Origin of the sequence: Aquimarina mytili (genome assembly GCF_016735115.1) — a bacterium.
In the GTDB taxonomy this organism is placed as follows: Bacteria; Bacteroidota; Bacteroidia; order Flavobacteriales; family Flavobacteriaceae; genus Aquimarina; species Aquimarina mytili.
Window position 1 is genome coordinate 422,270 of the sequence record NZ_JAERQJ010000003.1, and the last position, 13,955, is coordinate 436,224.

Annotated in this window: 8 protein-coding genes; 4 read left to right on the forward strand and 4 right to left on the reverse strand. The window is 34.5% G+C overall.

The features are described from left to right. Positions 1-49 precede the first annotated feature (49 nt). Positions 50-3,349, forward strand: coding sequence for a glycosyltransferase family 117 protein (locus tag JJQ60_RS09270; protein WP_201918951.1), 3,300 nt, complete (start codon positions 50-52; stop codon positions 3,347-3,349). Between the two features lie 41 nt (positions 3,350-3,390). Then, entirely contained in the window at positions 3,391-4,041 is a 651-nt protein-coding gene (locus tag JJQ60_RS09275; protein ID WP_201918953.1) for a polysaccharide deacetylase family protein, read from the forward strand. On the opposite strand, the gene JJQ60_RS09280 is transcribed toward JJQ60_RS09275, so the two are convergent. Then, the gene (locus JJQ60_RS09280; RefSeq protein WP_201918954.1) at positions 4,038-4,334 is read right to left on the reverse strand and encodes a thioredoxin family protein; all 297 of its coding nucleotides are present in this window, start codon (positions 4,332-4,334) and stop codon (positions 4,038-4,040) included. The two genes, JJQ60_RS09275 and JJQ60_RS09280, sit on opposite strands and share 4 nt — an antisense overlap. An 81-nt stretch (positions 4,335-4,415) precedes the next feature. Beyond that, positions 4,416-5,654: a metallophosphoesterase gene (locus JJQ60_RS09285; RefSeq protein ID WP_201918956.1), complete on the reverse strand. Its 1,239-nt coding sequence runs from the start codon at positions 5,652-5,654 to the stop codon at positions 4,416-4,418. A 406-nt stretch (positions 5,655-6,060) separates the two neighbouring features. On the opposite strand from JJQ60_RS09285, the gene polA reads away from it, so the two are divergent. Further along, positions 6,061-8,886: a DNA polymerase I gene (polA, locus tag JJQ60_RS09290; RefSeq protein ID WP_201918958.1), complete on the forward strand. Its 2,826-nt coding sequence runs from the start codon at positions 6,061-6,063 to the stop codon at positions 8,884-8,886. A 229-nt stretch (positions 8,887-9,115) separates the two neighbouring features. Further along, the gene (locus tag JJQ60_RS09295; RefSeq protein ID WP_201918960.1) at positions 9,116-9,793 is read left to right on the forward strand and encodes a hypothetical protein; all 678 of its coding nucleotides are present in this window, start codon (positions 9,116-9,118) and stop codon (positions 9,791-9,793) included. An 80-nt stretch (positions 9,794-9,873) separates the two neighbouring features. Here the strand turns inward: JJQ60_RS09295 and JJQ60_RS09300 are convergent, their stop codons facing one another. Both JJQ60_RS09300 and JJQ60_RS09305 read right to left on the reverse strand, forming a co-directional pair. Further along, a complete protein-coding gene (locus tag JJQ60_RS09300; RefSeq protein ID WP_201918962.1) occupies positions 9,874-11,070 on the reverse strand; it encodes a serine hydrolase domain-containing protein in 1,197 nt (398 codons plus the stop codon). 83 nt (positions 11,071-11,153) lie between these two features. Then, complete coding sequence (locus JJQ60_RS09305; RefSeq protein ID WP_201918964.1) at positions 11,154-13,847, reverse strand: DUF5916 domain-containing protein; 2,694 nt, start codon at positions 13,845-13,847, stop codon at positions 11,154-11,156. Between the last annotated feature and the right edge of the window lie 108 nt (positions 13,848-13,955).

Genomic DNA, 13,955 nt, shown 5'->3' on the forward strand with positions numbered 1-13,955 from the left:
GTATTTTTATTACTAAATTCGCCACACGTTATATAACCGATAAAATCTTATGAACACATTCAACTTTACTAAGTGGAATAAAATATTAGGCTGGGTAGTTTTTGCCATTGCTTTATGTGTATACTCGATGACTGTAGAACCTACGGCCAGTTTTTGGGATGCAGGAGAATACATCGCAACTTCATCGAAACTGCAAGTAGGGCACCCACCAGGTGCACCTATATTTCAGATGATTGGTGCATTTGCTAGTGCATTTGCTACAGATAATACCCAAATAGCGTTGATGGTAAACATGACTTCTGCATTTGCTAGTGCATTTGCCATACTATTTATGTTTTGGTCTATTACAATTTTGGTAAAGAAACTCATTGTAAAAGATGAAGAATTTACACAAGGAAAAGCATTAGCCGTATTAGGTAGTGCTCTGGTCGGTTCATTAGCATTTACATTTACAGACAGCTTTTGGTTTAATGCTGTAGAAGCCGAAGTTTATGCCATGGCCACATGTATATTATCTGTTCTTTTTTATCTAGGACTTTTATGGGAAAGAGATATGCATACCCCTAGAGGAAACAAATGGTTGATTTTAATCTCCTTTATTGTAGGATTATCATTTGGGGTTCATTTTATGGGCTTATTATCGATCCCAGCAATAGGGTTATTATATTACTTTAAGAATTATAAAGAAATTACATTAAAAAACTTCATTATAGCCAATGTAACCGTAGTCGCTATACTTTTATTTATTTTTAAATTACTACTACCTTCAACTTTAAAATTCTTTGGTGCAGCCGAAGTCTTTTTTATAAACACCATAGGACTTCCTTTTAACTCAGGAACAATAATTGCCGGACTTATTATTGTAGCGGCTTTTTATTACGCAATAAAATACACCCGAAAAAAAGAATACCCACAGCTAAACACATTATTACTGTGTGTTATGTTTATCCTTATTGGATTTTCAAGTTGGATTATGCTACCAATAAGAGCTAATGCTGGTACCGTAATAAACGAAAACAACCCTAATAATGCCAGAGAACTTTTGGCATACTATAACTTGGAACAGTACCCTGAAACTCATCTTTTTTACGGACCACAGTTTACAGAGATCTATGCTGGTTTAGATGAAAACAATCCTTACGAAGATGATAAACCTAAATACGAGAAAGATTCTAAAACAGGCAAATATGTAATAGTAAATGACTGGAAAAACGCAAGACAAAATCTTGACAACGCCCACAAGGCAATATTACCAAGAATGTGGAGCACCGAGCATATTGCTAATTATATGGAGTTTACAGGGCCTCTAAAATTTACAATAAAACCAGAGTATCAAGATGAAGATGAACTATTAAATGCTGTTACTCAATTTAGAAGAGAATATGCAAGTGGCAAATTGGATAATGATGATTATCATAAGTTTCTTCAATCATTTGGCAACTACCTTAATGTAGAGAAACCTTCTTTTTGGGATAACGTCACCTACCTGTTTGAATACCAAATGGGGTATATGTACTGGCGTTATTTTATGTGGAATTTTGTAGGAAGACAAGATGACAACCAAGGTAGACTTACGAATCTAGAAGGAAACTGGCTTAGTGGAATCAAATTTATTGACGAAGCGCGACTAGGCTCACAAGATAACTTACCAACGGATACCCTAAAAAATAAGGCCAGAAACACCTACTACTTCCTTCCTTTGCTTCTAGGATTAATTGGATTTGTATTTATGTTTCAACGTGACAAAAAATACTTTTGGGTACTCCTTGTCTTTTTCTTATTTACCGGCTTAGCTCTTAAAGTATATCTAAACGAAAGACCTTTTGAGCCTAGAGAACGAGATTATGCATTGGTCGGATCTTTTTATGTATTTGCAATATGGATAGGTTTTGGAGTGTATGCATTATTTGATTTACTAAAAGAATATTTAAAACCAAAACTTCTTGCTCCTATTGTAACAGCAGTATGTCTGTTGGCCGTTCCAGTACTATTAGCCTCAGAGAATTGGGATGACCATGATCGTTCCAATCGATACACAGCACAATCAATGGCAAAAATGTATCTTCAATCCTGTCAAGAAGATGCTATACTTTTTACTATTGGAGATAACGATACCTTTGCCTTGTGGTATGCTCAGGAGATCGAAGCATATAGAACCGATGTTCGAACAGTAAATACTAGTCTTTTTGCTACAGATTGGTATATAGACCAAATGAAAAGAGCGGCCTATAAAGGCAAGCCAATTCCATCACAATTAACCCATGATTTTTATAAATGGGGAAATAATGACGCCATTTATTATAAACCGGTTACAAAAGACACCATGTTAATTAAAAACTGGATGCGATGGATACAAACCGATGACCCAAGAACCAAAGGTGATCTCAGCAGTGGAAAAAAAGTAAACACCTTTCCTACAAAACACATTAGAATACCAGTTGACAAACAAGCAGTGCTTAAAAGTGGAATTGTTTCTCAAAAAGATGCTGATCTTATTGTGCCCTATATAGACATCCATCTAAAAGGTGATCTTTTATTCAAAAACAGATTGTTAATGTTAGATATTATTGCCAATAACAATTGGGAACGCCCTATATATTTTACAGGTGGAAGCTACGGTGACGATGACTTTTTATGGATGAAGGATTATCTGCAATTAGATGGCGTAACATATAAATTAGTACCTATCCGTACAAAACAAGACCCTAGAAATCCATTTGATATGGGTAGAATTGACACCGACCTAATGTATAAAAATGTTACTAGTTGGGATTGGGGTAACAGCAATGATCCAAACATATATCACGATCCCGAAACCAGAAGAAACGCTATTACATACAGAAGCAATCTTGCCAGACTGGTTGAAGCTCTGATTCAAGAGGGTAAAAAGGACAAAGCCAAAGTTATTATGGACTTGGCGATGGATAAAATGCCAATAGAATATTACGAATATTACACACTACTAGAAGCCTATGTTACCGGATATTATCAAATAGGCGAAAAGGAAAAGGCCCGTGATCTTTGGGAAAAAATAGCCAAGAAATACCAAGAACAACTGACGTATTTTGGAAGTTTAGAACTTAAGGATCAATATCACTATGCCGAAGACATTGTTACCAATGTAGAACGCTATCGCAGTGTAGTTGACTTATTATTAGTCAATCAAGACAGAGATATGATAGAAGTAAAAGCAGATGAATTTAATAAATACCTGGGATTATTTACCAGGCTATATTCTGCAGATGAAGGCTATGATGAAGAAGAGATAAAAAAACAAGAAGAAGATTTAATTAAAGAATTTCAAAATCAAGAACAAGGTTTGGATTCTTTAGATACCATTTCTAAGTAATTATACAGGCGGGCAAACCCCGCCTTTTTATTTTTTATAAGGTGGACTTGATTCCAAATAAAACACCCAAGGTTCTAAAACAATTTTTCTCAACTTATACTTGGGATTTCTATAACAAAAACGAAAAAAAAATATACCTCACCTTTGATGATGGTCCTATACCTGATGTTACAGAGTTTGTATTAGAAGAACTTCATAAATTTGAAGCAAAAGCGACTTTTTTTTGTATAGGAGAAAACATTAAGAAACATCCCGATATTTTTAAAAAAATCCTTTCAAGTGATCATGCCATCGGAAACCATACCATGAATCATTTAAAAGCATGGAAAAATGATCCAAAAACGTATCTTAAAAACATAATAGATTGCCAGGATATTATCGAGGAACATTCTACTTTGAGATCCAGCACAAAATTATTTAGACCTCCATACGGACAAGTAAGTTATTCTAAATTTAAAACATTAGAAAAATTAGGATATAAAATTATTCTTTGGGATATATTATCAAAAGACTGGGATAAAACAGTATCAAAAGAACAGTGTTTTCAAAATGTAATTCAAAACACGTCTCAAGGCAGTATTATTGTATTTCATGATAGTATAAAAGCTTCAAAAAACTTGAAGTACACCTTACCAAAGGTATTAGATTATTTTACAGAAAGAGGATATATTTTTGATAAAATAGAGCATTAAACATACTCTTTCATGAGACCAATCAATGTATTGGCGTCTTGCTCTCCACTTTGTCGCCAAACCATTTCTCCTTGTTTATAAATCATTAATGTAGGAAGCCCTTTGATACGAAGTGCTGTAGCTAACTCTTCATTCTTATCAACATCTATCTTTATTACTTTACCTTTATCACCAAGTGCAGCTGCTACATCTTTCAATACAGGATGCATTGCTAAAGAAGGCTCATTCCATTCGGTATAAAAATCCAACAAAACAGGAACATCAATACCAATTATATCTCCAAACTTTGACATGTTCAAAAACTTTTATGTTCTAGGCGATTTAAATTAACTAATCAGCCCTTAAACCATTGTAAATATACTACTTTCTGAGAATTAAGAAAGTTGCGTCTTTTTTCTTAATTCTATTACTGTAATCTCTGGCCAAATTCCAACCCTTCCCGGAAAGGCATGAAAACCAAACCCTCGATTTACATTTAAATAACGCCCCATTTCGTCATACATTCCTGCCCATTGTTTATACACATATTGTACTGGACTCCATCGTATAAATCCCGGAATCTCAATCCCGAATTGAAACCCGTGTGTATGACCACTCAGCGTAAGGTGATAATGATCAGTATGCTTCTTTACTTCGTGCTCCCAATGTGAGGGGTCATGACTTAATAAAACTTTAAAATCCTCTTGAGCCACTTTCTTTGAGGCTTTAGTCAAATCCCCAGCCTTTTTAAAGTTATGCCCCCAATTTTCTACACCTATTACAGCAATACGCTCCCCATCCTTTTCAACAAAAGCGCTATCATTAAGTAACAGATTAAAATCAATTTTATTATGAATATCCTTTATTGCATTGAAATTGGCTTCTTTTTCTTCCTGGCTATTCCAAGTTACATACTCTCCATAATCATGATTTCCTAAAACAGAGTACTTTCCGTATTTAGGGTTTTTAATACGTTTAAACGTGTCTATCCAATCATCCATTTCTTCTGCTACTGTATTTACAATATCTCCCGTAAAAAGAAGAAGATCTGACTCTTGTTCATTAATTAAATCAACAGCATACTCAATTTTTGCAGCATCATCAAAACTTCCAGAATGTATATCTGAAATTTGGGTAATCCTAAATCCATCAAATGCAGCTGGCAAATCATCAAAGTGCAATACATGCCGTATGACCTTAAAATTATATTTACCTCTAAAAATACCATGCAAGAGTCCGGCAAAAGGTATAGCAGCAACTCCTAAAGCGATTTGACTAATAAACTTCCTGCGATCCGGCAGGTACTCGGTCGCAGTTCCTTCAAAAAAAGTATTGGTCAAATAGGTATATCCAGCTATACATACTCTAATAATATCCTCGCCAAACATAAATAAAACCAAGATCAACTTCGGAACTATGGTTAACAACAACAACCCACTAGCTCTCAATGTATATTTGGTAGGCCCTACACTCCTATCATAATTTGCAAAAATATAGATAACATATCCCAAAATTAATAATGATAATACAAAGTACCCGATTTGTAACCACAGGTTTTTAGTCATTGTTTTTACCACCTGAAAGGCATAAACTTCTAGAAGGACATATAAAAAAATCGGTATTAACCAACGCATAACACATTCAAATTTATTAACTAAGCAAAACTATCTCTCCTTTTTAATTTCTAGGTGTTTTTAAGTTAAAATTAACGATATCTTACGTCAAAAACACCAAAATACAGCTAAAAGCAACTCTTTATAAAATCATAAATCTTAGTAATTTCTTTTAGAAGTATAATTATTATTTGTAACTTCGTCTAAATATATTCTGCAAGAACATATAGATCAATGATAAAAAATCTATTTTATATATAAAAAATTACTACCGTATTTATAGCAGTTGATACATTGTTATCAATTTTATTTTGGGGCGAAATGCCGTCAGTTTTTGACGGCATTTCTTTTTATATTTATTCTATATTTTAGAACCATTTTGAATAATCTTCTTTTTATATTGCATTTCTAAAAATTTACTTACGTCATGTCACAAAAACGTCTTTTTCTTCTGGATGCTTTCGCTTTAATTTTTCGAGGATATTATGCTCTTATTAAAAATCCAAGAATTAACTCTAAAGGCCAGGATACATCTGCTGTATTGGGCTTTGTAAACTCTTTGTTTGATGTTATAAAAAGAGAAAAACCAGATCATCTTGCCGTTGCATTTGATAAAGAAGGAAGTAAAGATCGTTTGGAAATTTTTCCAGAATACAAAGCTAATCGTGACGAAACCCCAGAGGCCATCAAAATTGCAGTACCAATCATTCAAGATATACTCAAAGCAATGCACATTCCTATAATCGAGCGTGCCGGTGTAGAGGCAGATGATCTTATAGGAACGATAGCAAAACAAGCCGAGAAAGAAGGATATCAAACCTATATGGTAACCCCTGATAAGGATTATGCACAGTTAGTTTCAGAAAACATTTTTATGTATCGGCCAGCCCGAATGGGAAATGGTATCGAGATTTGGGGCATTCCAGAAGTTCAAAAAAGATTTGAAATAGAAAGACCAGAACAGGTAATCGACTATTTAGGAATGATGGGGGATGCAGTAGACAATATACCAGGACTACCAGGAGTAGGAGATAAAACTGCAAAAAAATTCTTGGCAGCTTATGGGTCTATGGAAGGACTACTAGCCAACACGGATCAGTTAAAAGGAAAAATGAAAGAAAAAGTTGAAGCTAACGCTGAACTAGGACTTCTTTCTAAAAAATTAGCTACCATCATAACCGATTGTGATGTAACTTTTAATGCTAATGACTATGAGCTTTCTGAGCCAGATGCTAAAAAAGTACATGAAATTTTTGAAGAACTTGAGTTTAGACGACTAAAAGATCAATTCATCAAGATTTTTTCAGGAGAAGACACCGCAACTACTCAAACCAGTAGTACTTCGACAACAAAAAAACAAAAAACACAAGCTGGAGCAGGTCAATTTTCTCTGTTTGGTGATGCAGGGGACACAACAGAAACCGAATCATATTCTAGCAGAAAAACCATAACTAATACTGAGCATTTTTATCAAAGTGTAGCCCCAGGAATGGCTATGAAACTATTTCTTCAAAACATATTGAAACAAGAAAGCGTTTGCTTTGACACAGAAACCACCGGACTTGATCCACTCACTGCAGAATTGGTAGGTATTGCATTTTCATGGGAATCAGGTAAAGGATTTTATATTCCTTTCCCAGAGGATCGAAATGAAGCCCAGCAATTGATTGAGCAATTACGCCCTTTCTTTGAAGCTTCAACTATTTCAAAAATTGGCCAGAATTTAAAATACGATATTAAAGTGCTTGCCAAATACGGTATAGAAGTTAAAGGAAATATATTTGACACCATGTTAGCACATTACCTTATTAATCCAGATATGAGACATAATATGGATGTGCTTTCTGAAACTTACCTGAACTACACCCCTGTTTCTATAACAGAACTTATTGGAAAAAAAGGCAAAAACCAACTATCCTTTAGGCAAGTACCCATAGATCAACAAACCGAATATGCGGTAGAAGATGCCGATATTACATTCCAATTAAAAGAACACTTTGCACCAGAACTTAAAGAAGCAAATAATGTATCCCTATTTGAAAATATTGAAATCCCATTATTACGAGTTTTGGCCGATATGGAAATCGAAGGGATTAATCTGGATAAAGAGTTTTTAAACTCGCTTTCAAATGAATTAGATGAGGACATTAAAGCATTAGAGGCAAAAATTTATAGGGAAGCGGGAGAAGAATTTAATATTGCTTCGCCTAAACAATTAGGAGTTATTTTATTTGAAAAAATGAAACTGGTAGACAAACCAAAAAAGACCAAAACTGGTCAATACTCTACCGCTGAAGATGTATTATCCTATTTAGCCAAGGATCATGAGATTATCCAAAACATATTAGATTTTAGAGGGTTATCGAAGTTAAAGAGCACCTATGTGGATGCTTTACCTACCCAAGTCAATGAGAACACAGGCAGAGTTCATACTGACTATATGCAAACCGTTGCGGCTACAGGTCGATTAAGTTCTAATAATCCTAACTTACAAAACATCCCCATACGTACCGAACGCGGAAGACAGGTTAGAAAAGCATTTATTCCTCGAAGTGATGAGTATACACTATTAGCAGCCGATTACTCTCAAATAGAACTGCGAATCATTGCCGCTCTAAGTGAAGAAGAAACTATGATAGAGGCCTTCAAAAATGGAGAAGATATTCATGCCTCTACAGCAGCAAAAGTTTTTAATGTTCCCATAAGCGAAGTAAGCAGAGAACAACGGGGTAATGCTAAAACCGTGAATTTTGGAATTATTTATGGAGTTTCTGCCTTTGGATTAAGCAATCAAACCAGCCTCTCTCGTAAAGAAGCCAAAGAATTGATTGACACCTATTACAAAACCTATCCAAAGTTACGTAACTATATGAGTGAGCAAGTAGATTTTGCCCGAGAAAATGGATATGTACAAACAGTTTTAGGCAGACGCAGGTATTTAAAAGATATTAATTCTGCCAATGCCGTGGTTCGAGGGGCCGCTGAAAGAAATGCTGTAAATGCGCCAATACAAGGTAGTGCGGCAGATATTATTAAAATAGCGATGATTAACATCCATAAAAAACTAAAAGAGAAAGAATTTAAAACCAAAATGCTATTACAAGTGCATGATGAATTGGTTTTTGATGTGTTTAAACCAGAGCTCGAAGAAATCAAAACTTTGATCAAAACCGAAATGGAGAATGCATATACCCTTGCCGTTCCACTGGATGTTGATCTTGGTCTTGGCAATAATTGGCTGGAAGCACATTAGAAAATAAAAGTTATTCGTTTTTGCGATAAAAACAATTAGACCTCTCAGGCTTTGAAACCTAGGAGGTCTTTTTTTTAGCACTCTTTTACTTTCTAAAAGCATTTCATCTGTCAAATTCTACAAATACGTGGTGCTACGTATTCCTAATCAATAACAGGTTCTTCAAATTTGCGCCTTCAATATTTTACTTAAAATTTAACAGGTTTTCTAATTATTAAAACAAAAAAGAATGAAAAAAAACTACTTAAAAAGTATAGCCATTTGTGCTTTAGGAATGCTCTTAACAAATTGCGAAGGTGAAGATGGTATCAACGGTATTAATGGTCTTGATGGAGAAAATGGTATCGATGGTATTGCGGGAATTAATGGAGAAAACGGGGTTGGTTTTGACGAACTAACACAATTTGGAAGCATTACAATTACTTTTGAAGGAATCAGACCTGATGACGTTGCGTTCTTAGACACAGCAGAATTTAAATATACAGCGATAGAAGGGGATCAATTAGACGAAAATTCTTCAGTAGAAGTAAGTGATTCTGAAATTTCTTTTGACGCTGTTAGATTTTTAAGCGCACCCGATGATGTTTATCAAGAAACATTAGTTGAATTAGATTTGGACATTACAAATCCAGGCCAGGATGATGAAGCTATCGATTTTTCATTAGAAGTAGATGACTACGCTATTATTTCTGACGACTTTAAATATGTTGTAATAGACGATGGTGAATTTTCTAATACTGATGCTGGAGTAACTAATTTTGTTATCACAAATTATAGTTTTAATGAAGATACTCATAATTTGGTATTCTCATTTTCTTTTGATGTTGCGGGAGATAGCAATGAAACAGGAAACGACCTATCGATTTCTGGAGAGGTTGATATTATAGTTCTAGAAGAAGTACCATGAGTAGGAGGACCTGGACCTCGCTAAACCACGTAAAAAATATTATTTGATCAATAATCCCTGCTGATTCAAATTGGTGGGGATTACTTATTTTTCATGTCCAGATAAAAATCATAATAGTTTAAAAAAGTTGGCATTACAGGTCCGTTAAATGGATTAGGAGCATTAAATAAAACACAAATTCCAATATTGTTATCAGGATCGATAAGCAACTGTGTTTTGTATTGATTTACATTACCTCCGTGATATACAATTCTTCGACCTCTGTAGTCCAAAATTCGCCAACCCATAGCATAATACGAATCTGTAACTCCATCCCATAAATTTACATAGGTATCCTTATTACTGGTACAGATAATTGGATTAAAAATATCAGCAAGACTTTCTTTTGAAATAATATCAGGGCGATATCCTAATAATATTTTTAGATACTCTCCCATATCAGAAATTGAAGCATTAACACCCCCTGCCGCTGCAACATTATAATAGTTTTTATGCAGTTTATCTAACTTATATTTTTTTGAATAGTGATTATAAGAATGTGGTAGCGCCACATTTGTGCTATTTTTAATGTCTGAAAAAGTGCTCGATGCGGTAACCATTTTTGCCGGATCAAACACCCTTTCTTTTAACAAAGTTTCAAACGATTTTTTGGTTTGATTCTCCATTACTTTTTCAATAACAGAAAACATTGCATTTTGATATTCATAATCTACCCCTTCACTGGCCACAACTCCTTTTCTTCTGAAGCTATTAATGATTCTGTCAATCGACAAACCTCTTTGAATAAGTTTGGTAAAGGTGTATTTATACAAGCCTGTAGTATGAGATAATAAATGGTTAACCTGAAGCCTATCTGCCTGTTCTTTATCCTTTAAGTTAAATGTCTGCACAGATTCTTTAACCCTTTGATCCCATCGCAACTCATTATGATCAACCAAATTACCTGCAAGTACCGCAGTTACACCTTTTGACAAACTTGCTATTCTAAACACCGTATGAACATCAACAGAATCTTGTGTATGGATTTCTTTTACTCCAAATCCTTTTTTATAAACTACTGTAGAATCTTTAACAATAACTATAGCTGCTCCAGGACACTCAGAAACATTAAAATTAGTAGCAAAAAACTTCTCATAATGGTCTAGAAAAAATGACAGAGAATCTTTTTCTGAAAGGTTGAGACTTTTATTCTCTGCTAGACTTTCCTCTTCTTTAGGTTGTGAATTAGTACAAGCGCCTAAGAAAACAGCAATACATGCAACGTAAAATAATTTCATACTACGATATTCTAAACAGTTGCAAAATACACTTAAAATAATGAGAGTAAAAAGTTTTTTACAACTGTTATGAACCCATATACTTACAAAACAAATCTATAGGTTGCTTTAATCAAGAATGTATTATCTGGTTGTTGATCTAGGATTTGATTATTCAAACTTCTAAATAGATGATCAGACGGCACCCCATCTCCCGTTATACCTTGTGACCAAACCAAAAATATCTCTGAACCAGGAATATACTCCCAACGTAATACTAGATTTGATCTAAATTGAACAAATGCAAAATCAGGATCATCAAAAGTATAATCAACAGTACCGTCTCTATTTTCATCTACAGAATACTCTTCATTTGCAAAAGAAATCTGATTTTGATCATACAAAGTTACTCGCTCAGCAAGATCTTTGGCAATAGGGTTATTTACATAATTAAAATCAGTATATCTACCTCTGGATATAAAAGGTTGACCATAATACTGTATGGTTAGATTAGGGTTGATATTATAATTTAACCGAATACTTGCACTTAAGGTCTGCTGATCAATTCGTGCAGTAATATATCTTGGAGTACCATTAAAATCGGTTTCTGTCACATACTGTGTTTTATTTGGATTTCGTTCAAACTCTGGATTAACCGACATGCTAAAAGCATCAAACGGCTGATAATTAAGCCTTAATACATATCGCTGAAACGAAAAATTATTTTGCTGTGCAGATGCGTTAACATGCCCTATGGTAAAATTGAATTTTTTTCTTTGGTCTGAACCAAAAAACAAAAACACAAAATTTTCATCAGAAAATCTCCAACGTGGCCCACCACGTAAAAATGTATTCGTAAAAATACGTGGCTTGTGTCCAAAACCTAATTCGGTCCACCAATTGTTCTTATAATTGATAAATCCGTTAAACTCATATTGAATGCGATTGTAATTTCCTTCAAAATCATAGGTAGAGAATTGCTCTACAAAAATATTAGCCCTTCGATACAACTTTGTAGGTTTTAAAAACAAGTATCGCGCATTAACAAATTGTCGTATTTCGTCTGCCTGCCGTAAAAAACCAACATCATTCAATTCAAGTTCGGGAGATCGCCAAAAGACCCCTGCATTATAACGCCAGTTTCCACCACCTGATCGTCCCCCTACCAGTTTACCACCGGTTCCGGTAAGTGAAGTTCGATTGGGATCTACGGATACATGATCTGCATCTACACGTTGAAAAAGGTGAGTAAGCTCATTCTGGGTTTCTTCTATAGCCTCTTTAGAACCTTCTACATGACTTGTTACTATATTTCCTTCAATAAAATATTTTCTGTTTTTCCAATTATGTCTAAAATCCAACCCTCCAGTATAAGCTGATTTTCGTAGAATATTTAGGTTGTTTTCTCTTGTCCCTACTAGTTCAGATGTTTGATCTGTATTTGGGTTTTCTTCATCAATTTCAAAGGGATCTCCCAAACTACGATTGGTTGATGTAAAAATTCCACCGATATATGTATTTCGTTCGTTGAAATCTTTTTGGATTCTACCTACAAAATAATTTGTAAGGGGTTCTACGACAGCTTCTCGTCGATTTCCATTTTCATCTTCAATTTTAGCAATTTCTCGCTCTGTAACACTTTCTAACACCCCTATTGACCATCCGTTTTTGGTTTTTCCACTAAACTTAGCTGCACCCAACATAGTAGTATTAGTAGGACTATCAACAAATTCTCCATCTAATTCAGTAAAAGACCCTTGTGGATTTCTACCAATTCTTCGAGAATAGAATACATTATCAAATCCATTAGCAAATCGGTAATCAAATATATTCTTGTTTTCTACAAAAAAGGGCCTCTGTTCTCTAAAGAAAATCTGAAATCCATCTAAGGCTATTGCAGCAGGATCAGCTTCAACTTGTCCAAAATCCGGATTTACGGTTAAATCCAGCGTTAAATCATTCGTAACACCAATTTTAGCATCCAAACCACCATTCAGTTTAAAATCTTGACCATCTCTAAAAGGGTTCCCTTCTTCTTCAGGATATGTATCTAACTGCGTAACAGCAAAGGGCTGGATTTCCAATTGTTTCTGCGGTTCAATATCAATCAATCCGTGCAATTCGCCAAACTCACTTACAAAACCGGGGGCATCAGCTGGTATACGTTGCCATCCAGAACGCTCATCTTTTCTAAAAATAAGTCGTGTTACTTGAAATCCCCAAATTTGCTCTTTATCGTTACCAAATTTCAACTGGCTTAGAGGAATTTTAACTTCGGCCGTCCACCCTTCTGCATCTATTTTTGAAGCTGCATACCAAATTGGGTTCCAACTTTCGTCCCAATTATCGCCATTTTGACTCACAAACTCATCTCCTTTTACTCCTGCAGCTGTTATGGTAAATGAAAAAGCAGTTCTCTTATCATGATAGGTGTCTAATATAATCGTGATTCTATCTCCAGCAAAACCATCTCTTCTCGATAATCTTTTTTCAATCTTGCTTGGCTCTTTATCATAACACCGATATGCTACATATAAATATTTCTGATCATATAGAATTTTGAATTTGGTTTGTTGATCAGGAGGTGTATTTTCATCAGGTTGGCTTTCAATAAAATCTCCGGTCCATTCTGCAATATCCCAACTCGAATCATCAATAATTCCATCGATATTAGGCGCTTCATTATTGTTAAGTGGTTTAGTAGTGTATATTCTTTTTGTGACAACTTTTGTGGAATCTTGTGCAATACTAAAAATAGGAAATAGAAAAAGTACCAAAAAATGGTGCAAATACTTCATGATAATTATTACGTTTGATGATTGACTTAACTAAGATGACAGAAAATATTATGTTTTGTCACACTTACCCTTATTTTTTAGTAAAAAATTAACAGGAAATAAAGGTTA